Raw genomic sequence first — 22,579 nt, 5'->3', positions numbered from 1 at the left:
TCTAATTATACCACCAAAATTGCATTTGCTAACAACAATAACTGGAATATTTGAATACAAGGAACATAAAAATTTTTAGTAATATTATTAAAATGATGAAATTTTCAAAAGAAAAATGTGGTAAAATAATATTAAACATAAAGTTAGAAAAAAGGTGGAGTATGGTATGAAATTATTGCTGGCAATTGTTTCAGATACAGACAAGAACAAAGTCAACCTTGCACTTATAGAAAATGGCGTACCGGCAACAATTGTTTATTCCACAGGTGGTCTTTTAAATAGAGGAACTGTTACATTCATGATTGGTGTTGAGGATGAAAAGGTGGATGAGATAATTGAGCTGATAAAGCAAAATGTATCATCAAGGAAGGAGGTTTGCAAAAGCACGCTACCACCAGCGCTGCAAACTTTGTTTTTTGTCAGTAAGCAAAAGATAGAACAGGGCGGTGCTGTAATATTTGTGCTGGATGTTGAGAACTTTATAAAAGTTTGAAAAGTACTTTTAAAATATACCCTATGTGGGTATAATAATATAGGGGTGAAGTTGAAGATGATTTATGATTGTGCGGTGATTGGTGCAGGACCTGCCGGGCTTTCTGCTGCTATTAATCTTGCTCAGACAAACAGAAGTGTAATTGTCTTTGCAACAAAGGAAGAAGACTCTGCCATATACAAAGCTCCTGAGATAAATAACTATCTTGGCTTTTTTGGCGTCTCTGGAAAGGAGCTTTTAAGAAGCTTTTATGAACATGCTAAAAAATACAATATTGAGATTATCAATAGAAAGGTTATAAACTTCTACAAGTCAGGAAGTATTTTCACAATCAATGCCAACAATGAATTTTTTGAGGCTTATTCTGTGATTTTGGCAATAGGGACGCCAAAGAAAACTCTTCTTGAGAATGAAGCTGAGTTTGTAGGAAGAGGAATTAGTTATTGTGCAGTTTGTGATGGAATGCTCTACAAAGGAAGAGTGATAGCAGTTGTGGGTGAAAGTGTGGAGGCTGAGGAAGAGGCAGAGTATTTGTCTGAACTTGCTAAAAAGCTCTACTACATTCCGCTTTATAAAAAGAATGAATTTCATTTTAAAGACAATGTTGAGGTGGTTTTATCAAGACCAAAAGGTGTGTATGGCGAGGACTTTGTAAATGCAATAGAACTTGAGGATAAGATTTTAAATGTTGATGGAATATTTATAATCAGAAAGACAATGCCAGCAGACCAGCTCATCTATGGTTTGGAGTTTACAGAGGATGGGCATATAAAAGTGGACAAAAATATGCAAACCTCAATCGAAGGGCTTTTTGCAGCGGGGGATGTAGTTGGAAGGCCTTATCAGGTTGCAAAGGCAGTTGGAGAAGGACAGATTGCCGGACTTTCTGCTTCAGGCTATGTGAAGAGAATAAAAGAAGCTCTCACCAAAAAGGACTGATTCGGCAAAAAAAGCCGATGAGGTCCTTTTTTAAATTTGAAAAATGGGAGCTTATTCCCAGTACATAAGGTTTAAAAACATATTTGCAAGCTTTGCCTGATCTTCAAGTACATTTTGAGGGGTTTTGCCGCAGTAAACTGGTTCAATTTGACGAGATTCTAAGGTCCACAAAAAAGCTTTGAATTTTGGGTATCTATGGATATTTTCTTTCATATAGCAAAGAAGGTCGCAAAGGTTTTGATAAGTTTCAGAGTTTTTGCTTTTCTCTTTATAAAATTTTTGAGGGTCTACAATTAATTCAAACACCTTCGCGATTTTATACCTATATTCATCCTTTGCGCCTTTGTCTTCAAAATTCTTGATATAATTATAATAGCTTTCGCAGAATATCCTATACATCATATTTCACCCTAAAAATTTCAAGTTTTTCCAAAAACCTTTTCTTCTTTGTTTCAAAAAAGTCTTTTCTGCTTAAGATTTCCTCAATTATTTTGTTAATTAATTCTTTGTTGCATGAGGGCATTAATTTATCTATATCTTCGATATCTTTTTCATCAAGCCTAATAATTTTACTGACCACAATGTCTTCTTTTGAAAGAACATAAACTCTTATGTATTCAAAACCCTCAAGCTTTATTGCTCTTTCTTTAAACGATGGTGCTATTGGAGTGCTTTCATATTCAAGAAGATCAAAATCTCCCAGAAATCGCAATACTTTCCCAACCTGAGAAGGATAGTTCAAATCTAAAATATCAAAATCGCGGGTGGCTCTGTCTAAATATTCACCTAAAATACATGCAGACCCGCCTAAAAGGTATAACGAAAATGGTCTAATTTGCAGGACTTTTGCAATCTTTTCGGCATCCTTTAAAAGATTAAAAAGAGCTTCTCTTTCATGCATTTTGAAAATTAAAGAAAGTTTAAAGTTTTCTATATTTTAAATTATACCGCACAAAAAATAAAAAAACAAAAGGGCAACCTTGAAAAGTTTTACTCAAGATTGCCCCTGTCTTAAAATCCACAGGAACCCCCGCAGCATCCACTTGTACAAGAATAGCCACTATCAGAAGACTTCGAGGATGAGATTATATTCACACTTTTGAAAACTGCCTCAAGCTCATGACTGTGACAATTTGGACATTCGATCTCTTTGTTTTCCCTTTCTTTTATAGATGCTCTGACATTGAACTCTTCACCACATTCTTTGCATCTCAAATCATAAAACGGCATACCATATACCCCCTTACATAAAATAAATATCTTGATATTTATTTTAACCAACAACCGGCATTACGTCAATATACTATATATAGGTATACTTTCAGATAATATAGATCATCTAAATTAAAATGAGTTTAAGTATTAGAATTAGACAAAGGTCATTAAAGTTTTGTATTGTGATATAATCATTTTTAAGAAAAAGTTTTAAAAATATGAAACATTTCAAAGGTGAAAGTATATGCAAGAAGTATTTTTTAATTTAGCTGAAAGATTATGTGTGATTGTAACATTGGCTTTTTTTCTATCAAAAACCAAATTATTCAGTCATATATTAGACAAGCAATTGAATATTATTCAAAAAATAGGATTAATAATAGGTGGCGGATTGTTTGGAATATTAGGAACATATTGGGGTATTCCGATTAAGGGTGCAATTGCAAATTCGCGAGTTATTGGACCTGCTATTGTTGGTATTATTGGTGGACCTTATATTGGTCTTTTAGCTGGATTTATTGCAGGACTTCACCGTACTTTGCTGGGTGGATTTACTGCGGTTGCTTGTGGTATTTCGACAACTGTTGAGGGACTTATAGCAGGTTTAGTTGCCAAAAAATTTTCTGATAAAAAATTTAAATGGTATTTTGGGATTTTAACAGGAATGAGTGTTGAGATTCTTCAGATGATTATTATTTTAGGTTTGGCAAGACCTTTTAAAGATGCACTCGACTTGATTAAAATAATTGGGATTCCAATGATTATAATCAATGGGATAGGTATTGGTACATTCTTGTTGATCCTTGAAAATGTGGTAGAGGAGAAAAAGAAGATAGGTACAATATTTGCCGCCAAAGCTTTGTATATTGCAAATGAGACGCTACCAATTTTAAGAGGAGGGCTTACCAAAGAAACGGCACAAAAGGTTGCTGAAATAGTCTTAAATGAAACTGATGCAGATGCAGTTGCTATTACAGATAAAAGTTCAATACTTTCATATACAGGTTGGGGGGAGAATGAAGATATTGTTAAGAAGGCAATAGAAGAGCAAGAAGTATTACATAAACTGAAAAAAGGAGAAATATGTTCAATTTTTGAAAAAGAAGATAATAAAAATAATGGAAAAACAAGTAGATTGATTAGTGCAATCATTTGCCCGTTATTCGTTAAAAATAATATGATAGGGACTTTGCAACTTCTTTATAATCGTTTCATACAGGTTAACGACTTTACAACAACCTTTGTTAAAGGGTTGTCACAATTGATTTCTACTCAATTGGAAATTGCTGAATTAGAGAAGCAGACAAAACTTTTGGCAAAAGCTGAGTTGAAAGCTTTACAAGCTCAGATTAATCCTCATTTTTTGTTCAACTCTTTAAATTCAATAGTGGCACTGTGCAGGATTGATCCAGAAAAGGCAAGAGAACTTATTATCAAACTAAGTGAATATTTTCGCCGCCATTTAAGAGAGTGGGAACCCTTAATTCCTCTATCTGAGGAGATAGAAAATATTAACTTATACCTTACTTTCGAAAAAGCAAGATTTTCTGATAAATTACAAATAGAATTTGACATTCAATGTGACACAACCTTTGTGAAGGTTCCGCCATTTTCTGTTGAAACGTTGGTAGAAAATGCAATAAAACATGGATTGCTGCCCAAAAAAGGTGGTTTACTGCAAATCAGAGCTACAAAAGACGGTCATAGGGTTGTAATTGAGGTTGTGGACAATGGTGTAGGTATGAATGGCAACTCAAGCAATGGAGTTGGACTTTCAAATCTGAAAGAGAGACTGAAAAATTTTTTTGGTGATGAAGGAAAATTAATAATCGTTCCTAATGAAGGAGGAGGGACAATTGCAAGATTGATTATTCCTGTTACAAATTAAAGACAAACGGTATAATGTCAAGGGGGTTTTTTAAAAAATTTTTTTAGATAATTAGGGCAAAAAAGACAATAAAATACCGAGCCGCTCAGCATGGAAAAATTTAACTGGCAGCTTGTTTGGGAAAGATTATTAAATTAAAAAATTGGGACTAACTAAGTATTGTAAACATCACCTCTTTCTTGATATATTTGACCTTTGCTGAGCATTGCAAAGATCAAAGGAATTAAGCGTCTTGCGGTGAGGACGAGGGCACGTTTATGCTGATGCTTGGTAACCTCTGAGAACTTCTTGTTGTAGAAGGCTTTGTAGCGTACTGTGTGCACCCTTACACAGTTAGCAGCTTCAACAAGATAGTATCTCAGGTATTGGTTACCACACTTAGCTAATGAGACATCTTGGGCATTGAAGTTGCCTGATTGGTACTGAGTCCAAACAAGGCCAGAATACTTTGCCAAAGCAGCTTCATTTTTGAAGCGCTTGATATCACCGATTTCAGCGATGATGCCGGCTGCAAGAACATCTCCTATGCCAGGGACGGTTGTTAATGTTTGAGAGAAAGCTTTAAGAAGTTTTGAGATTTCTTTGTCGAGTTTTTTAAGTTGTTCTTGCATAAATCTAATGTTTTCAAGGGTCATAGACAAAGCTAAGTCATTTGCCTCAGCCAACAGAGGATGTAATCTGTATGAACGCTTGAGCCTCGGTTTTAAGTATTTCAGCGATTTTATTGACATCTGAGAGTCTATTGTTGCCGTTATCGGATACGAATTTAATTAAGTCTTCTAAAGGCATAGAAGCGATATCATCAGGTGTAAAGTTTTCGATGATAGCACAAGAAGCTTTACCGAAGATATCTGAAAATGGACAGTCTTGAGAATAAGTAGAGAATTTAAGGTATATGAGATTGAGAGCTCTGTTTTTTTCGCGAGTTAGATTGTGAACAAGATGATAGCGCATTCTGGTAAGGCGTTGTAGTGCAGCATATTTAAAATCAGGCAAAGGTGTTGGGTTGAGTTTGCTGAACCTGACACATTCAGCGATGATAATTGCATCGATGCTATCTGTTTTAGGCAAGAAAGTGTAGATTTTTTTGAAGCCTTTGACTATGCTTGGGTTGAGAACATAAAAAGTTGGTTTATATGGCAGCAGTTCAGATGAAGAAGCAAGATACAAGTGCAGATGCCAAGCGTAATGTGAAGTTGCTTCCATGCCAAACTTAATACAGGATAGATTATACTGGCTGAGGCAGTCAATAACTCTTTTGATTAATTCGTTAGCGCCTTCTTGATCATTAGGCAAGGAAAAAGGTTTTTTAATCAAGTGATTACCGGCATCATCGATGAAGAAGATAGAATTTGACTGACTACTGATATCAATGCCCACGATTAAAGTATTTGGCAATTTGAAGACCTCCTTTTTGCAAGTAGTGGTAAGAAAAAGTGTTAAGCCCTTTATCCTTGGGGATTACATGTAATGCAGCCTCGCCGATATTAGAGCTACGGAGCAGTTTACAGGGTGCACACATCTGATATGCTCAAATCAGATGTGGTAACCTGACCGTGCACAGCAAACGAGTAAACATTACTCATGTAATCCTTTGGGGTTCAGTCTTTCGCAAGCTGTGGCGTGCAGATGTCAAAGCACGTCCAGCAGGAGGTGTTCAAAATATATCCAAATAAACTAAATCAGGCTTAAACTTTTTCTGATTTTAGTTTACCAAAGATAAAGGGCAAATTTAAACTGTAGCAGTCAATTTTAATATTCAATTTTTGAGAAATGAGTGTTTTAAGAAAGGTGCATTATCAAAATGAATTTCCAGTAATCAATTGGTACTGATAATTAAATGTACCAATTGAGATATGAAGTTTTAAGTGATTTGATAATCATATTATACGAGGAGGGGTTGAATTGATTTGGACGTTATTTGTTGTGGCAGCATTATTGTTTGTCTTAGCTTATTGGTTATATGGTGGTTGGCAAGAAAAACTGTATAACTTGGACAACAACAACAAAACTCCCGCTTACGAATTGTACGATGGCATCGATTATGTACCAACCCATCCAATGATTCTTTTAGGGCACCATTTTTCTAGTATTGCAGGTGCAGGTCCCATAGTTGGACCTATTGCAGCTGCTTCAATGTTTGGTTGGCTTCCTGCTTATTTATGGATTGTGATTGGCTCTATCTTTTTTGGCGGTGTGCAGGACATGGGCGCTATAGTAGGGTCTATACGGCACAAAGGCCTTAGCGTGGGAGAATTGATAAACCGCTACATAGGTAAACGCGGCAAAGCATTATTCAATGCATTTGCTTGGTCTGCATTAGTGCTGTTGATAGCCTCCTTTTTACAACTGGCAGCTGTTTCTTTTGCGGGGGATCCAGCTGTTGCCTTCACTGCAGTTTTGTATATAGTAGTAGCCGTTATTTTTGGTTTGCTAGTGTATAGGTTTAATTTATCCTTGGGCTGGGCTACCCTTATTATGCTTCCATTTGTGGTGGGCGGAATTTTTTGGGGCAACTATTCAGAGTGGGTGCAATCTGTATTCAAACTGGATGTCAATACATGGCAGTGGATATTAATTGTGTATATCTGTGCTGCTTCTGTGCTTCCCGTTTGGCTTTTGCTCCAACCGAGAGATTATCTTTCTTCATGGTTTTTGTATTTTGCTGTGTTTGTCGCTACGATAGGCATCTTGTTTGGCGGCAGTAGGTATCCTGTAAAGTTGGATGCTTTTAAAGGTTGGTATGCAGGTGATGGTAATTACCTGTGGCCTATCCTGTTTATCACCATTGCATGTGGTGCCATTAGTGGATTTCACTCTTTGGTGGGCAGTGGAACAACAGCAAAACAGCTGAAAAATGAAAAAGATGCCAAGTTTATTGGTTATGGAGGTATGTTATTAGAAGGGTTAGTTGCTATTATAGCTGTCATTACTGTAATAATGGCAGGCAAAATTTTATCCCCTGCTAAAGGTTTGCCAGCTAATCCGCAGTACACTTTTGGTGTAGGGTTTGCTAAGTTTTGGAGTTTGTTAGGTTTGCCAGAAAAAGTTGGTATATCCTTTGGCATGTTTACTGTTAATACGTTTATACTCACCACATTGGATACTGCGACGCGTTTGGGCAGGTATCAGTTTCAAGAGCTAACCTCAGGTAAGGTAGAGAAGTATACTGCAACACTTATTACGGTTTTGGCAGCTGTGGTGTTAGTATTTATAAAAAGTGGTGAGACTCCAATTTGGAAGCTCATTTGGCCAGTATTTGGATCAGCTAATCAGTTAACAGCCGGTCTGGCATTATTAGGGATAACAGCCTACATAATAAAGGCCTTAAAGAAACCAGCATGGTTTACTAGTTTACCCATGGTGTTTATGATCGTGACGACTTTGGCAGCATTGGTACTGCTGGTTAAGACTAATCTGAGCGGTCCTACACTTCCATTGGGAATTGTTTCTATAATACTTATTGTATTAGCTGTTTGGCTAATGGTGGAAGGTTACTTAGCGTTGATAAAGAAGAGAACAAAAGAAGAAGAAGACATAGGTACATGAAAGAATAATAAAAAACTGAATTTTTTAACAATAACTTAACGATGGATGAGTGGAACCCCCTCTAAATTTATTAGTAATGTTGAAATATCTTTATGAAAAACATTCTAAAAATTGAGATTGAGGTTGTATATAATAAAGATAAGCATAGTTGCGGGCTGTCTCAAAAGGTAGAACGATAAAAGAGACAGCCTCTTGTTTTATAATTATATGAGTATAAGGGATTAGAAAAAAGGAGGGACATATTAATGGATTTAAAAGAAATAAAAGAGAAAGCAAGAGAAAATTTAAAAGGTTATTGTAGGGTATGCAACATTTGTGACGGAAGGGCATGCCGTGGTGAGGTTCCTGGAATGGGCGGTATAGGCACTGGGAGTTCGTTTATTGCAAATATCGAAGCGCTCTCTAAAATAAGATTAAATTTGAGGACTATTCATGATGCAAAAGACCCTGATATCAGTATAGAGATTTTTGGTAAAAAACTTGCTATGCCTATCTTAGCAGCACCTATCACAGGCGCAAGCTATAATATGGGTGGGAAAATTTCTGAAGAAGAATTTATTCATATAGTAATATCAGGAAGCAAAGATGCAGGAACTATAGGAATGTGTGGGGATGGAGGAGACCCTGTGTTTTATGAGTCAGGCCTAAAGGCTATAAAAAGCCAGCAAGGTCATGGAATAGCTATTATAAAGCCACGGAGGAATGATGAGATAATCAAAAGGATAAAAGATGCTGAGAGTGCAGGCGCTGTAGCTGTTGGAATAGACATTGATGGGGCAGGGCTTATTACAATGTCTTTAATGGGTCAACCTGTGGGACCAAAGACAAAACAAGAATTAAAAGAGCTGATTTCTCAGAGTCGACTGCCATTCATACTGAAAGGTGTAATGACTGAAGACGAAGCTGAGATTGCAGTTGAAGTGGGAGCAAAGGCAATTGTTGTATCAAATCACGGAGGTAGAATTTTGGACCATACCCCAGGTGTTGCAGAAGTGTTGCCGCGAATTGCCAGGAAGGTAAAAGGGGAAATTTTGATATTTGCTGATGGTGGAGTTAGGTCGGGAGTTGATGTGTTAAAATACTTAGCCCTTGGTGCGGATGCTGTTTTGGTAGGAAGGCCTGTGATAATCGGAGCTTTTGGCGGGGGTAAAGAGGGAGTAAAAGTTGTTTTAGAAAAAATGGCCCAGGAGCTAAAGCAAGCAATGATTTTGACAGGGTGTAAGGATATAAAGAGCATTGATGAGAGAGTTATATATAAATGATAATAGCGCTATGACACGATACGGCAAAAAGGGCTGTAAACAAGCCCTTTTTATTATACAACTAAACTATACTATTCATATAGAAATACTTGACATTTTCTTTATATTGCTTTACAATTGAAAATGAAAATCAATTTCAAAAAGAAAGAAGTTGTTATCATGTTCCAAGGGGTTGTAATTGCTTTCAGAGAAGTTTTTGAAATAATTCTTGTAATTGCTGTGATGGTAGGTGTTATTCAAAAGCTGAATCAAAGGAATTTACTCAAAAGTTTGAATATTGGTCTGATATTAGGGGTTGTTTTGAGTATATTACTTGGTGTTATTGTGTTCGTGTTTTATGAAAGGTTAAAAGAATCGTTTGAAGGAGTTGAAATAGCCTTAAAAATACTGTTGCTAATTTTAATTACCTGGTTTTTGGTTTTAGCAATTAACTTTCAAAAAAGAGATTTTAAACAAGAGACTTACGAAAAGGTTATTAATTTCCAAAAGTACTCAGTTGGGATTTTTCTACTCTCTTTTACGAATGTTTTTCGAGAAGGTGCAGAGATGGTTATATTCTCATTAGCTTCATTTGCCAAGGATAAATCTTTTGATTTGTTTTATGGGATTCTTTTTGGAATACTTGCAGCAATAGTAGCAGGTTATTTGTTATTTAGATTCTCCAAAAGAATAAATATAAAGGTCTTTTTCATAGCTACAACGCTAATTTTAGTAGCTATTTCATCTGAGATCTTGAAAGATTTAGCAAGAGAACTCCTTAAAGAGGTTTTAAAAACTGAAAATAATATAATTCCAAATATTTTGAGCATAGGGTATCTTCTGACGTTTTTAGTTTTACTGATAAGAGCAAATGTAAAAGCAAAGAGAACAGCAGAGTAAACTTAAATCTTTGTAATATTTCCCCCTGAAGCAAAATATATTTTTATTGACAAGTCCACTAAAAAAATTGTGGGGGGAAAGCTCTTTGATGGACGTTGATATCTATAAAGAGATAGCAAAACGGACAGATGGCGATATTTACATTGGTGTTGTTGGGCCAGTTAGAACTGGAAAATCTACATTTATCAAAAGGTTTATGGACCTTTTTGTAATTCCAAATATTGAAGATGAATACAAAAAGGAAAGGGCAAAAGATGAGCTTCCACAGAGCGCTCAAGGAAAAACCATTATGACAACCGAGCCCAAGTTTGTTCCAAATGAAGCTGTTGAAATACTATTGGATGACAATGCTAAAATGAGGGTTCGGCTTGTTGACTGTGTAGGGTATTTGGTTGAAGGTGCAATGGGACATTTGGAAGAAAACCATCCAAGGATGGTCACAACACCGTGGTTTGAAAAGCCAATCCCGTTTGAAGAGGCAGCAGAGATTGGCACTAAAAAGGTTATCCAGGACCACTCAACAATTGGAATTGTGATTACAACAGATGGCACTATTACTGAGATACCAAGGGAAAACTACATAAAGGCAGAAGAGAGGGTAATAGAAGAGCTAAAGGCCCTTCAGAAGCCTTTTGTGATTGTGTTAAACACCGCAAAACCGTATTCACCAGATACCCAAGAGCTCAAAAAAGAGCTTGAAGAGAAGTACAAAATGCCAGTTTTGATTGTGAACTGTCTTCAGTTGCAGATTGAGGATGTAAAAAGGATTTTAGAAAGCGTCTTATTTGAATTTCCAATTATTGAAGTGAAAATAAATTTTCCTAAGTGGTTTGATGAACTTTCTGAAGAATCGTGGCTTAAAAGAGAGGTCTATGATAAGCTAAAAGAGTATGCAAGCAGGGTGGATAGGATAAGACATATAAAAGAGCAGCTTGAGGTTTTAAAACAGCTTGAGAGCATAGGCAGATGTGAAATTGTATCAATAAACTTGGGCGATGGCAAGAGTGAGGTCTGTGTTTATTTCAAAGAGGGCCTGCTTTTCAAAATCATTGAAGAGTCAACTGGTTTTGAGATAAAAGGTGATCATCATTTATTAAAGCTTCTGAGTGATCTTTCTAAAATAAAACAGGAGTACGACAAGCTAAAAGAAGCTTTAGATGAGGCAAAGGAAAAAGGCTATGGAATAGTTGCTCCATCGCTTGACGAGCTGAGTTTAGAGACACCAGAGATAGTCAAAAGAGGCAATAGCTTTGGTGTACGATTAAAGGCGTCAGCTCCGTCTCTTCACATTATAAGAGTTGAGGTTGAAACAGAGGTATCACCAATTGTTGGAACAGAAAAGCAAAGCGAAGAGCTTGTAAACTTTTTGATGAAGGAGTTTGAAGATGACCCCAAAAAGATTTGGGAGTCCAATATATTTGGAAAATCTCTGCACGAGCTTGTTAAGGAAGGCTTGCAGAACAAGCTATACAGAATGCCAGAAGATGCTCAAGCAAAGTTGAAAGAAACATTGCAAAAAATTATAAATGAGGGAAGTGGCGGGCTTATTTGTATTATACTTTAAACCAAAAAGGTCCAACTGCGAAGGAGCTGGACCTTTTTGTTTTGGCAAGTTTTTGTATTGTTGATTACCCCAATGTGAGATAAAAGATTAATAGTGGAGGTTTTATATGAATGCATTTTACCTGCTATTTTGAGATTCTTGAAAATTTCTTAAATAACAAGAAGGTGCTTTCTATAAATTCCGGTATTTTTGAAATGTACTATTTATTATTTTTTTATTGTTTAATGTTTTATCGCAAGTAGAGATGGCTTTTTAGAATTTTATAGAAATTGATACTCATTTTATTAATTCTTTTGTTCAACAAGTTTTTATGTTCTTTAAATCAAATAGAGATTTAAAGAAACAAAGAGTATTTTAAAGCTATAGCGAGCTAATTAAAAAAAATGAACAGTAAAAAGAAAAATATGACTGTTGACACAGAATGGCAAGTTCAGATAAAATCTTGACAAAAATAAGTTATACATAAAATGGTTAAGGGAAAAGATTTATGAAGAAGATAGTTTAAAGAGCAAAAAAGATAAAGAGATTAAATAAATCTAGCAAATACAGATAAAACTAGAAAGATACTGCTGTATAAGTGATAAAAATTTTTGTAATTAAATATCAAAAAGGTGTAGCTATTTATTTAGTGTAAGCTTCAAGAAAATATAGATGCAAAGTTTTAATTTTGAATCTTTGAAGGGGCAAGGTTATGAGAACTATGGGCAAAAACTCCTATTTGTGGCCGCAGGGAGTTTATTTGCAAAATACAATATTGAAAAGAGGAAGTACACAAAAATGTTTTATTCGAAAAAAGAAAAGATTTTTATTCCAGTTATTGTTATTTTGGAAGCAAAACGAGAACAATAGGTTGTTCGGTTGACAAAGCAAGTGATGGAACAACAAGATATGTAAATATTGACTTTTATAAAGTAAGAAGATTTTGGCCTGATGAAAATGTTTTATCGATAACAAAAACTGCTGGTTTTACTCACCAATTAAATGATTTGTCAACAACAAATGCATATTATTTTAGGATTGAAGATTGGGATTATAACAAGCCTACATCTGGCAGGGTTTTTGCAAATTACTAAGTCATAAAAATGTAAAATAAAAAAAGGCTGTCTTCCTTTACACACTTTTAAATGGAAGACAGCCTTACAATGTATAGTAAAATTTAACATATTATGGGTGGTGAAAAATAATTGAAAAGAATATCTGATTTTATGATGTTAAATTTAAAGCAAATTATTAGAAGTTGGTGGTTTGTTCTTTTGATTGGTTCTGGTATTATAATACCTCTTGCTTATTTTTTTATTCTCAATACTGGCAATGGCAGTAATATAGATTTACCTTTGTTTTTTAATTGTTGGTCTATTATTGTTTCATTTTATTTTTTTGTTCTGCTTATTTGTGTATATGCCTTTGGAAAAACACAAAAAGATTTTTTTTCTTCATTTCCATATTCTTTACATAAAACAGTGGGAGATATGTTGTTTTTTTTGATTTTGAGCTGTATTTTTTCGCTGTATTTTTTAATTTTTGGCATAATACATCTTGCAGTAAAAGGGGTTATATCATATATTGTGGTAAAATTTGTTGTTGATGTTTATATTTACATTTTTATTTCATATACTGTTATGTCTTTGATTTATATTTTGTTAGCGTTAATTATAAGTGAACTTTTAGATGGTTTTTATTCATATGTGGTATTGATAATTGTGTATCTCTTAATGGGACCGTGGAACTCCTTCTTTTCTTCAAAAAACAATAAATTATTTTATATCCTGAATCCGGACAGAAACTATTATTTTAGTACTCCAATAACCTTTTCATATGGATTCATGTGGAATAAGTATTTTTTTTATCATTTGTTATCATTCCTTTTTTTAATATTTGGATTGTTTATTTTAAAAGTATATTTAATGCAGAAAAGATTATTTAATAGGCAGAAAATCTTTTATTCTCTGACTATTTCTTTTTTAAGCATTCTGCTTTTTGTTTTGATTGGAATAAAATCTTATTCAATGCTTAAAGATAACATTTATGAAACTCAGGTATTCAGCGAAAAAACTACAAGTTTTAAAGTGTTGAAATATGAAATAGAAGCAGATATAAAAAATAGTATGAAAAGCAAAGTTTTGATTGAGTTAGAGAAAACAAACGACAAGGACAGTAAAGTGTATTTTGCACTGGATAAGGAATTTTCAGTTAGCAGGTTGTTAGTTGACCGCCAAAATTATCCGTATCAAAGAAAAGACAATCTGATAATACTAAAAATTAACAAGAAAAACAAAAAAAGATTTGATCTATATTTAGAGTACAGTGGAAAACCAGAATATTTAAATCAGTTGTACTCACCATATTTTTTGCTAAACAGAGAAGTTATACTATTCCCTGCAGAAGTTTATTGGTATCCAAAGCTGCTGTCTAACTCTAACGGCAGAGCTTACTTTACTATAACTTTAAATACAACATTTAAAAATATAGTAACTAATCTCAATGTTAATCAGAAGAGTAGCTCCAAATATACACTTAATGGCTTTTTAGATAATGTATTTTTATACAGTTGCAAATATTTTGTTAAAAAGCACACAAAAAATATCGATATAATTGCACCTGCAATATTATTAAACTTGAAAACAAGTGACTATTTATTGACAGACTCTATACAAGCTATAAGTTCAGCTTATAAGAATATGGGAAGAGATATTAAGCTGATATCAATAGGTCCATATTATGGAGTATCATCGAGACAAGAGTTAATACTAAAAGACAAAATTCTTTTGCGTAGTGAATAGTCTAAAAAACAAGGAGTGAAATTTATGAATTTACTTAGAGTTAATAATCTGTATTTTGGCTACAGAAAAGGGGAAGAGGTTTTAAAGAATATAAGCTTTGAAGTCACTGACGGAATTACGTGCATATTAGGACCTAATGGTTGTGGAAAAACTACACTTATGAAAATCTTAGCGACATTGCTAAAGTATGATAAAGGACAAATAATATTTAATGACTTGGATTATGCTAATCCATCACAATTGATGGAAATTAGAAAATTAATAGGGTATTTGCCTCAGCGTTTTGAAGCGTATTCGCAACTGACAGCTAAGGAATTTTTATATTTGGCCATTAACCTCAAATGCGATAAGAAGTTTTTAGATAAGACAAAAATGGAAACTATGATAAATGAGATTATTGAAGTTACAGGACTGGGCGATTATGCTTGTAAGAAGATAAAAACATATTCAGGTGGTATCAAGCAACGATTAGGGATTGCACAAGCTTTGATTGGTGAATCACGCTTAATCATTGTAGATGAACCTACAGCTTCGATAGATGTTCAACAAAGAAAAGCTTTTAAGGACTTAATAAATAGCATTAAGAAGGAGAGGTGTATACTTATATCCACACATCTATTAGAAGATGTTGAAGTTATTTGTGATAACTTGATTGTTATGAACAAAGGAGTGGTTGAGTTTTGTGGCATGTATGATAAGTTTTTACAAAAATATGAAGGTTGTATATGGAAAATTCAAATTGACAAGCAGAATTATTCAAATTTGAAAAAAGAGTTTTTTGTAATTGAAGAAAGAGATTTTGGCAAGTATATAGAAATAAAAGTCTATAGTCTCCAAAAGCCAGCGCTTGGAAATGTTGAGGAATGTTTGCCCACACTTAGTGATGCTTATTATTTGACTCTTAATCTAAAAGGGGATGGAAGTTTTCAATGAGCAGCATAAAACTTTTTGTTAAAGCTGCAGGGTTATTTAAGATTTTAGGTATAGCTATTGTCAGCCTTTTGTTGCTATTTGCTCCTTTAATTAAGCATTATACGGTTGGGGATGCAACTAATATAAAAATTCATTTTTTAGACCCAAATCATTTTACAACAGAGCGATATATGACTGTGTTATTTGTTTATTATGAAAAAATAATTGCAGCTTTGACAGTTGTGTGGTTGGTAGAATTTTTTGGTGATGATTTTGAGGGTGGAATTATTAATCTAATTAAGGTATATTATTATGGTTATAAAAATGCTTTTTTAACAAAATTTAAGATTGCGGTATTACCAACGTGTTTAACTTTGGTCACTGGTTCAATGTTGGGAAAAAAAATAATAGATGATTGTTTGATTCAATTAGAAAATTTTTACAAAAAGTCTTATGTTCCTATTTCGTATTTTGAAATATTTTTGAGGGTGTTACCAACTATCATTTTTTTTATAGGTTTATCTCTTGTTATTCTTTATTATTCACGCAGCAGAGTAATAACCTATACTGTTTGCTGGGGACTGATATTATCAGAGTTGATTACATTTGGAAGTTTTCGCTTTTTATCTCCATTTATTAATGCTTCAAGAGGCAAAACTTTTTCAGATTGGTCTTTAAACATTTTGTTAACAAACAGAATTGCTTATGCATTTATCGGAATTTTTCTATCATGGATTGTTATTCGAAGAGTAAAAAATGTATAAACAACATAACATAACTTATAGAGTTTATTGCAGAAAATGATTTAAAAGAGGTGAAAATGAGTTAGAGTTAAAAAAGAGCTACTCCGAAAAATAAAGGATTTAACGTGATACTTTAAATATCAATAGTAATTCCAATAGTAAAAGAATTTACGAAAAACAAAAAACCTCTCTCTTGACTAGAATATAAGAAAATCCAAGAGAGAGGCTTTATGTTATTTTTAAAAATCCCGTTTTTAATACCCTCTTGCAAGGTAAATATACCCTTTTTCAATATCACATGCAAGGTTTACACTTTTCGTACTTGATTTTGAAAGCAAGTCGTTTGATGATGCATATCCGATGTAAAGAGTATCGTATCTTTCTACACGGGTGTAATCGCTCGTGGTGCAGATAATCATTGAAGGTGCTTTTCTTGATTTTAAAAGTCTTATGAGTATATCCTTTTCCTCTTGCCTGAGGCTTTCAAAGGGAATGCCCAAAACAACAATCAGCGGTTTTTTCTCAGCTGATAGATTTTTAATCCTAATCCACTGATAGAACGAAAAGTCCAAAATTGAACCGCTTTTGGTTCTTAAAAATACTATGTTGAACTTTTCATTCTTTTCATATGGTGGGTTATCCTTTTCAAGATTGTAACATTTCAAATAGCTGCCAAGATTGGATTCTACCTTTTTCTTGGTGTCACTTGGCAGATTTTCAAAACTCTTTGTCAGGAAAATTACAGACCATTTTGCAAGCTTACTATCGAACTTTGCAACATACTGGTTTATAGCTTCAACAGGAGGTAGATTTACAATATTGCCCCTCAGATTGTCAATCCAGATGTAGCCTTGCGTCTTTTGCGGAATAAGCATAATATAGTCTAAGGTTTTGTAACTCTCTACATTCAAGGAATAGCTTTTGAAATTGTCGCTTTTGCTCTGGGCTATTTCAACCTCTTTTTGAGTGCCATTTAGCATTTTAAAGCCAAGATAGACTTTTACATTTTTTGCGCAAAGGTCAAATGAAATTTTATTTATATTTGTAAGGTCAACAGGAGTTTTAAAGTTGAGCTTAAAGCTTTTGCCTTTTGTTGAAGAGATACTGAAATATATCTTGTTTGAATATTTTCCCTGTGTCTTGTTCTTTGATGAAAGAAACATCGAAACACCTTTTGGCCAGCTCAAGGCAAGGTAATCAAACGACCTTAGAAGCTGTGTAGTTTGACCTATCCCAACAGGTATACTGCATTTTAAATCTTTGTAGGTAAATGTTACAAAGCCTCGAAAGTTAGATTTTGCTCTAAAAATCCCATCTTTAAACTCAAAAGCAGGATTTTCTTCTGCTTGAACTTTTCTTGAATCTATCTCTTTAAAATGACCAACCTTATCTTTTATATAGAACCTCAGCGCTGCAGACTCACCGGGCAAAAGATAAAGCTGCTTTTTGCTTGTGGTCAAAATCTCCGGTTTGTACACCGAAATCCTTTTTTGCGCAAAAGCTTTCTGGTACACATCTTCATACACACAAGATATTGTAACAACACCATCTTTGTAAGGCGTGAAGATGCCATCTTTTATGTCTATCTCATAAGCATCTTGGTATACCTTCAAATATACGGCATCATATGTGATTGTGTTGTAGAACCTGTCTTTTGCAAAAACCTTTATGGGATACTCTTCGCCTGCAAAGACCTTGTCAGGGCAGTCTATAAAAAATGTAGCAATTTTATCATCTCTGTATTTGTAAAAAGCTGCTATGCTGTCAAAGACCTTTCGGGTTTTGCCAGTGCTGTAAAAGGCTTTGAGGTTTCCATCATTGTCCTTTGCAATAAGTTGTGTGGAATACCCGCCATCAAGGTTTATGGCTGTCCACACGCCAATTGACTGCAAGAAACTTGCAAGCTCACCCTGTGAGAGGCCAATGCTCTTTCCATTTCGTCCGTCAACCGCAACAAGATAGAGGTATCGACCGGTTTTGTCAATGCCAATTGCAGATCGTGGATGCCTTCCTGCAATCTCATGAGTAAAAGTTGGTATTTTGCCGTCTTTTAACAAGAAGGTATTACCAGATGCCGCAGCTTTTATTTTCTCAAGTGGAATGGGAAGGTCTATCTTTAAACTTACTTTGTCGCCCACTTTGAAGTTTGCTTTCAGGTTTTTTGCATAGTTTCCTGTTGCCGCCAAAAGATATTCGCTCTTGTCCAAGGCAACAGCCTGCTCTTCTTCTCTGATATCTTTGATGATGCCATCTTTTATGATAAGCTCCACAATTCCCTTGTACTTGTTTCCGATGGTTTTTTGAACATAGTCGCCTGTGAACAAAATAGGGTATGTCAAATCGCCTGTGAACTTGTTTACATGTGCAATCTTGAATTCATAACCAGAATCTAAGTTTACAAGCTTGTATGAAAGACCATTTATATAGTCAAAAAGAATTTCATTTGAGTTTGTGTACACAAAGGCCGGGAAGGTATTTTGCTTGTTGTTTGGCGAAGACAGAATCTTGCCACCTGATACAGAAATTCCAATTGGCCAGATCTTGTTGTAGTCTGTCTTGGTGTTTGTGTAAAAGAAGTTCGAATTTATTGCAGCAACAGGGTTTTTGTCGATTTGGCTTAAAACCATGTTATAGACAAAATCACCAGTGTTTGCAACCCTTGACTTTAGCACATCAAAGTTAAATCCACCATCTATAAGGTCAAGCTTTATGCAATTTATGTCCACAAAACCCTCATCTGTCAAAAGTTCATACTTTTCATAATACGTGCGAGGAGCAATCTGCTGTGCTGTTTTAAATCTCAAAATTTCTGTATACGGTTTTGCAAATGCTGATAGGATGAAGGACAAAATTGTCGCAAAAGAGATAAAGCTTAAAAACTTTTTCATCTTCACACTTGCCTCCAGTCTTTTGTCATGAAAAGTTGCAAAAGTTTAATCTTTTAACCCCCATATATTTCTCTTTATAGCATTAAAGACCAAATCCTTGGTTGCGGGATGAAACTGTTTCAAGCTTTTTACAAACTCTTTCATTCTTTGTCTGTTAGTTTTTCCATTTGCAGGGCATGGATTTGTGATTACGGGAAGCTCAAGCTTTCTTGCAGCAGCCCTCAAGTCATGTTCTTTTAAATAAATCATAGGTCTTATAGTTGTAATTTGAGTTCTGTCAAGGTATGTCTTTGGTGAAAAACAGTAGATTCTTCCTTCAAAAAATAGGCTCAGGAAAAATGTTTCAACCACATCATCCAAGTGATGTCCGAGCGCAACCTTGTTGCAACCAAGACTTTTTGCTGTTGAGTTAAGTATTCCACGCCGAAGGTTTGCACAAAGCGAGCAAGGATTTTCTTCTTTTCTAATGTCGAACACAATCTGTTTTATTTGCGATGGCACAAGATGAAATTCAACATCTATTTTATCACAAAATTCTTTGATTGGCAAAAAATCCATTCCCTCAAATCCCATATCAACCGTGATAGCAACAACATCAAACTTTTTGGGGTAAAATCTTCTCATGAAGCTCAAAGTGTAGAGCATAGTGAGACTATCTTTTCCGGCAGAAACACCAACTGCAATCTTGTCTCCTTCTTCTATCATTTCAAAATCTTCTACAGCCTTTCTCACCTTGCTAAAGATATGCTGCATTTTTCATTCCTCCAAATGCTATTATTTTGATTTATATTGTAGACATTATTGAATTATACCATGTTTGCTATCATATAAGGAAGTTAAAAATTCCTCATTCCAACCTCTTGACGAAAATCAAAAATGGTGCTATTATATAAATGCTGATGGCGGGGTGTAGCTCAGCTTGGTAGAGCACGTGGTTTGGGACCATGGGGCCGGAGGTTCAAGTCCTCTCACCCCGACCATTAAAAGAGTTTGTTAAAAAGGGTATTGACAGAAAGGTAAAGCCTATGCTAAAATACAGAAACGTCGGCTCTTAAAAAAGAAGAGAGTAAAAAATGGAGGGGTACCCAAGTGGTCAAAGGGGGCAGACTGTAAATCTGTTGCCGCAGGCTTCGTTGGTTCGAATCCAACCCCCTCCACCACTAAGATTAAAAATGGTGCTGGCGTAGCTCAATCGGTAGAGCAGCCGACTTGTAATCGGCAGGTTGCGGGTTCGAGTCCCATCGCCAGCTCCATTTAATTTAATAAAAAAATAACAGGTGCGCCATTAGCTCAGTTGGTAGAGCAGCTGACTCTTAATCAGCGGGTCTGGGGTTCGAGTCCCTAATGGCGCACCATTTAAATGCGCGCCCATAGCTCAGCTGGATAGAGCAACGGACTTCTAATCCGTAGGTCAGGGGTTCGAATCCTCTTGGGCGCGCCATTTGTTTTCAAGGGTTTTGAGACTTGGAATATTGTTACAAATTCATTTGGCTCTTTGTCAAGAGTTGGGGTGGGTGTTCTGAATGCCCACCTTTCAGTTTAATTAAGCATGTATTTAATTACAACAATAACAATCATAATTATTTGATTGCAAAAACTCATCAACACCTTCTATCCCCTATTAAAAAGGGAACTTTTAAATATTTACCTCTTCCATATTCTTAGTCTGTACAACTATACAGTATCCTCTTCCTAAACCTTTCAAAATTCCTAAATCCATATGCTTTCCTCTTTAACACCTTTATCTTGTTGTTAAATCCTTCTGTCAAACTATTTGTATATAGTACCTCAAATGATTCCACTATCTCTGAAAACCAATTCCTAAATACCCGTACACACCTTTGGAATTCTTCTACATTACTTGATTCTGCCATCTCTATCCATTTCTTGAGCTTCTCCTTTGCTTCATCACATGTCTTACTTTCTAATACTTTGTTAAATTCTTCCTTCAATCTGTGAGCTATCCTTAATTCCGGTGCATATAAAAACATTACTTCTAATTCTTCTCTCTGCTCAGGCTTAAGTTTCTCATATCTTTTAAGTATCAATTTCCTGCTTCTCTTGAAGTACTTCCTAAGACTTTTGCCTAAATTCTTTTGTATTCTTTTGCGTACATTCTCTACCGCCCAGTAGACATACCTCACAAAATGAAACTTATCTATAACTACCTTTGCTTTCTTAAAATATATCCTTGCTATCTCAGCAAATTGCTTCCACATGTCGCAGATAAAATACTTTACCTTATCTCGATTCTTAAACCTCTTGAAATATTCTGTTAAAACCTCCTGTCGCCTATCTTTCAAAATATCTATTATCTTGCCATTTAAAGGATCTACAATTATGCATTGATATTTTGCTCCACCTGCATGTCCTTTAAATTCATCTATACATATGACCTCTGGTAATTCATCTTTTGCTTCCACTGGACTAACTTTATCAAATAACCTCATCACTGTTGAAACAGATACGTTTGACAACTTCGCAACTTATGTCATGCTAATTGTATTTCCTAATTGACTTTACTGTTCATGCTGCCAATCTATTTGTCATTCTTTGATATTTCGGTAAAAAATCTACTTGTTCATAAAATCTCTTTTTACAAACTTTACAAACATATCTGCGTTTCCTTATCACAATGTATGTCTTCTTTCCCAGCATCGGTATTTCTTTAATTCTTTGAATTCTGTAATCGTGAACTTTTGAAGTCTGGGCTTTGCAATTGGGACAAATATGTACTTTTTGCCTAAGTCTTATATAAAGTTCTACTTCAGTTGCATTTTCCACTATATCCTCTATTATTACATCTTCAGATTTTAATAATTGGGTGATATAATTTATGTCAGGCACTTGTTCTGAATACCTCCTTTTCTTTTGTATTTTTCTCCTTTTTATCAATAATATAATATTATACCAGGTATTCAAAACAAGTGCTCTTTTTTATTTCCCCACCCCAATATTTATTATAGAGCCGATTTTATTTTATCATTAACAGTCAGGATTACAACCATGCAATTACCGTTTAGTTCCATAGACATGCGCTAAAGGGAGGTTCTTCCTGGGGAGATTGAAGCTCTCCTAAGAGATAGAAAACATCTCATGAGGTGAGATGAGGTTTTGATCTATGGGAATTAGGGCAGTACGCGAAGATAAAGCCGCAAGACCAACGGGGGTCACTTGCTCTTACGAGGTTTAGAGTAATCGAAAGTTGTTTGGAAAGGCGGAAGTTGTGAGGCAGCCGTATTATTTAATGTCTAATTTTATAGCTACTGCGAATATATGTTTGATATTGACATTAAGAGCGAGAAAACTATAATAAAAATCAAAAGAAAAAGGAACGGAAGGCAAAGGTGCCTACCGAAAAAGGCATCTTTGCCTTTTTTAATTTATACATACCCTACAAGATTTCTTAATATAACTCAATTGCAATTAAAACACTTAAAAATGATGCAGCGTATATTATATCATCT

The 22,579-nt window shown here is 34.8% G+C and carries 16 protein-coding genes, 5 tRNA genes and 2 pseudogenes; 15 read left to right on the top strand and 8 right to left on the bottom strand.

Features of this window, described 5'->3' with window-relative positions; genetic code table 11:
* Positions 1-166: 166 nt before the first annotated feature.
* Both ELD05_RS12355 and ELD05_RS12350 read left to right on the top strand, forming a co-directional pair.
* Positions 167-493, top strand: coding sequence for a cyclic-di-AMP receptor (locus ELD05_RS12355; RefSeq protein WP_127352665.1), 327 nt, complete (start codon positions 167-169; stop codon positions 491-493).
* 57 nt (positions 494-550) lie between these two features.
* Entirely contained in the window at positions 551-1,432 is an 882-nt protein-coding gene (locus tag ELD05_RS12350; RefSeq protein WP_127352664.1) for an NAD(P)/FAD-dependent oxidoreductase, read from the top strand.
* A 51-nt stretch (positions 1,433-1,483) separates the two neighbouring features.
* On the opposite strand, the gene ELD05_RS12345 is transcribed toward ELD05_RS12350, so the two are convergent.
* From ELD05_RS12345 to ELD05_RS12335, 3 genes are all read right to left on the bottom strand, one after another.
* Positions 1,484-1,831, bottom strand: coding sequence for a hypothetical protein (locus ELD05_RS12345; protein ID WP_206516889.1), 348 nt, complete (start codon positions 1,829-1,831; stop codon positions 1,484-1,486).
* Positions 1,824-2,333, bottom strand: a complete 510-nt coding sequence (locus tag ELD05_RS12340; protein ID WP_127352662.1) for a DUF6036 family nucleotidyltransferase — start codon at positions 2,331-2,333, stop codon at positions 1,824-1,826. Before ELD05_RS12340 ends, ELD05_RS12345 begins: the two co-directional genes overlap by 8 nt.
* 110 nt (positions 2,334-2,443) lie before the next feature.
* Positions 2,444-2,662, bottom strand: coding sequence for an FmdB family zinc ribbon protein (locus ELD05_RS12335; RefSeq protein WP_127352661.1), 219 nt, complete (start codon positions 2,660-2,662; stop codon positions 2,444-2,446).
* Between the two features lie 229 nt (positions 2,663-2,891).
* Here ELD05_RS12335 and ELD05_RS12330 point away from each other — a divergent pair, with 229 nt between their 5' ends.
* Positions 2,892-4,535: a LytS/YhcK type 5TM receptor domain-containing protein gene (locus tag ELD05_RS12330; RefSeq protein ID WP_127352660.1), complete on the top strand. Its 1,644-nt coding sequence runs from the start codon at positions 2,892-2,894 to the stop codon at positions 4,533-4,535.
* Between the two features lie 152 nt (positions 4,536-4,687).
* On the opposite strand, the pseudogene ELD05_RS15100 reads toward ELD05_RS12330, so the two are convergent.
* Positions 4,688-5,933, bottom strand: a pseudogene (locus ELD05_RS15100) (IS110 family RNA-guided transposase).
* Between the two features lie 507 nt (positions 5,934-6,440).
* Here ELD05_RS15100 and ELD05_RS12320 point away from each other — a divergent pair.
* From ELD05_RS12320 to spoIVA, 4 genes are all read left to right on the top strand, one after another.
* Positions 6,441-8,084 carry a carbon starvation CstA family protein gene (locus ELD05_RS12320; RefSeq protein ID WP_127352659.1) on the top strand — a complete coding sequence of 548 codons (1,644 nt, stop codon included), beginning with the start codon at positions 6,441-6,443 and terminating at the stop codon, positions 8,082-8,084.
* Positions 8,085-8,329: 245 nt separating this feature from the next.
* Entirely contained in the window at positions 8,330-9,346 is a 1,017-nt protein-coding gene (locus ELD05_RS12315; RefSeq protein WP_127352658.1) for an alpha-hydroxy-acid oxidizing protein, read from the top strand.
* A gap of 159 nt (positions 9,347-9,505) precedes the next feature.
* Positions 9,506-10,225, top strand: a complete 720-nt coding sequence (locus ELD05_RS12310) for an FTR1 family protein (protein ID WP_127352657.1) — start codon at positions 9,506-9,508, stop codon at positions 10,223-10,225.
* A gap of 88 nt (positions 10,226-10,313) precedes the next feature.
* Positions 10,314-11,789 (top strand): stage IV sporulation protein A, encoded by a 1,476-nt coding sequence (gene spoIVA / locus ELD05_RS12305; protein ID WP_127352656.1) that lies wholly within the window; start codon positions 10,314-10,316, stop codon positions 11,787-11,789.
* A gap of 1,369 nt (positions 11,790-13,158) precedes the next feature.
* Here the strand turns inward: spoIVA and ELD05_RS14055 are convergent.
* Complete coding sequence (locus tag ELD05_RS14055) at positions 13,159-13,317, bottom strand: hypothetical protein (protein ID WP_164742609.1); 159 nt, start codon at positions 13,315-13,317, stop codon at positions 13,159-13,161.
* A gap of 37 nt (positions 13,318-13,354) precedes the next feature.
* Between ELD05_RS14055 and ELD05_RS12300 the strand changes: the two genes are divergently transcribed.
* From ELD05_RS12300 to ELD05_RS12290, 3 genes are read left to right on the top strand one after another with little or no spacing between them, the layout of a single operon-like run.
* Positions 13,355-14,569 carry a hypothetical protein gene (locus ELD05_RS12300; protein WP_127352655.1) on the top strand — a complete coding sequence of 405 codons (1,215 nt, stop codon included), beginning with the start codon at positions 13,355-13,357 and terminating at the stop codon, positions 14,567-14,569.
* A gap of 24 nt (positions 14,570-14,593) precedes the next feature.
* On the top strand, positions 14,594-15,502 hold the full coding sequence (locus tag ELD05_RS12295; RefSeq protein WP_127352654.1) for an ABC transporter ATP-binding protein: 909 nt from the start codon (positions 14,594-14,596) through the stop codon (positions 15,500-15,502).
* On the top strand, positions 15,499-16,245 hold the full coding sequence (locus ELD05_RS12290) for a hypothetical protein (protein WP_127352653.1): 747 nt from the start codon (positions 15,499-15,501) through the stop codon (positions 16,243-16,245). The genes ELD05_RS12295 and ELD05_RS12290 overlap by 4 nt, the downstream gene beginning before the upstream one ends.
* Positions 16,246-16,478: 233 nt before the next feature.
* Here ELD05_RS12290 and ELD05_RS12285 read toward each other — a convergent pair whose 3' ends face one another.
* Together ELD05_RS12285 and ELD05_RS12280 are read right to left on the bottom strand one after the other, a co-directional pair.
* Positions 16,479-19,112, bottom strand: coding sequence for a phosphodiester glycosidase family protein (locus tag ELD05_RS12285; RefSeq protein ID WP_127352652.1), 2,634 nt, complete (start codon positions 19,110-19,112; stop codon positions 16,479-16,481).
* A gap of 45 nt (positions 19,113-19,157) precedes the next feature.
* A complete protein-coding gene (locus ELD05_RS12280; protein ID WP_039765035.1) occupies positions 19,158-19,865 on the bottom strand; it encodes a tRNA 2-thiocytidine biosynthesis TtcA family protein in 708 nt (235 codons plus the stop codon).
* Positions 19,866-20,015: 150 nt separating this feature from the next.
* Here ELD05_RS12280 and ELD05_RS12275 point away from each other — a divergent pair.
* The 5 genes from ELD05_RS12275 to ELD05_RS12255 all read left to right on the top strand — a co-directional run bounded on the left by ELD05_RS12275 (position 20,016) and on the right by ELD05_RS12255 (position 20,553).
* Positions 20,016-20,092: transfer RNA gene (locus ELD05_RS12275), tRNA-Pro, on the top strand.
* A gap of 95 nt (positions 20,093-20,187) precedes the next feature.
* Positions 20,188-20,272 (top strand) — tRNA-Tyr (locus ELD05_RS12270).
* Positions 20,273-20,289: 17 nt separating this feature from the next.
* Positions 20,290-20,365: transfer RNA gene (locus ELD05_RS12265), tRNA-Thr, on the top strand.
* A gap of 26 nt (positions 20,366-20,391) precedes the next feature.
* A tRNA-Lys gene (locus ELD05_RS12260) sits at positions 20,392-20,467 on the top strand.
* A gap of 9 nt (positions 20,468-20,476) precedes the next feature.
* Positions 20,477-20,553: transfer RNA gene (locus tag ELD05_RS12255), tRNA-Arg, on the top strand.
* Positions 20,554-20,773: 220 nt separating this feature from the next.
* On the opposite strand, the pseudogene ELD05_RS12250 reads toward ELD05_RS12255, so the two are convergent.
* Positions 20,774-21,959, bottom strand: a pseudogene (locus ELD05_RS12250) (ISL3 family transposase).
* Between the last annotated feature and the right edge of the window lie 620 nt (positions 21,960-22,579).

The sequence above is a fragment of the Caldicellulosiruptor changbaiensis genome, assembly GCF_003999255.1.
Lineage (GTDB): Bacteria > Bacillota > Thermoanaerobacteria > Caldicellulosiruptorales > Caldicellulosiruptoraceae > Caldicellulosiruptor > Caldicellulosiruptor changbaiensis.
This window is presented reverse-complemented; position numbering and strand designations above follow the sequence as displayed.

What these genes read in the sequence shown, in the direction of transcription:
- ELD05_RS12285 (WP_127352652.1), bottom strand. Translation starts at nt 19,112, where the DNA reads ATGAAAAAGTTTTTAAGCTTTATCTCTTTTGCGACAATTTTGTCCTTC.
- ELD05_RS12345 (WP_206516889.1), bottom strand. Translation starts at nt 1,831, where the DNA reads ATGTATAGGATATTCTGCGAAAGCTATTATAATTATATCAAGAATTTT.
- ELD05_RS12355 (WP_127352665.1), top strand. Translation starts at nt 167, where the DNA reads ATGAAATTATTGCTGGCAATTGTTTCAGATACAGACAAGAACAAAGTC.
- ELD05_RS12315 (WP_127352658.1), top strand. Translation starts at nt 8,330, where the DNA reads ATGGATTTAAAAGAAATAAAAGAGAAAGCAAGAGAAAATTTAAAAGGT.
- ELD05_RS12335 (WP_127352661.1), bottom strand. Translation starts at nt 2,662, where the DNA reads ATGCCGTTTTATGATTTGAGATGCAAAGAATGTGGTGAAGAGTTCAAT.
- ELD05_RS12330 (WP_127352660.1), top strand. Translation starts at nt 2,892, where the DNA reads ATGCAAGAAGTATTTTTTAATTTAGCTGAAAGATTATGTGTGATTGTA.
- ELD05_RS12280 (WP_039765035.1), bottom strand. Translation starts at nt 19,865, where the DNA reads ATGCAGCATATCTTTAGCAAGGTGAGAAAGGCTGTAGAAGATTTTGAA.
- ELD05_RS12310 (WP_127352657.1), top strand. Translation starts at nt 9,506, where the DNA reads ATGTTCCAAGGGGTTGTAATTGCTTTCAGAGAAGTTTTTGAAATAATT.
- ELD05_RS12295 (WP_127352654.1), top strand. Translation starts at nt 14,594, where the DNA reads ATGAATTTACTTAGAGTTAATAATCTGTATTTTGGCTACAGAAAAGGG.
- ELD05_RS14055 (WP_164742609.1), bottom strand. Translation starts at nt 13,317, where the DNA reads ATGCCAAAAATTAAAAAATACAGCGAAAAAATACAGCTCAAAATCAAA.
- ELD05_RS12350 (WP_127352664.1), top strand. Translation starts at nt 551, where the DNA reads ATGATTTATGATTGTGCGGTGATTGGTGCAGGACCTGCCGGGCTTTCT.
- ELD05_RS12290 (WP_127352653.1), top strand. Translation starts at nt 15,499, where the DNA reads ATGAGCAGCATAAAACTTTTTGTTAAAGCTGCAGGGTTATTTAAGATT.
- spoIVA (WP_127352656.1), top strand. Translation starts at nt 10,314, where the DNA reads ATGGACGTTGATATCTATAAAGAGATAGCAAAACGGACAGATGGCGAT.
- ELD05_RS12340 (WP_127352662.1), bottom strand. Translation starts at nt 2,333, where the DNA reads ATGCATGAAAGAGAAGCTCTTTTTAATCTTTTAAAGGATGCCGAAAAG.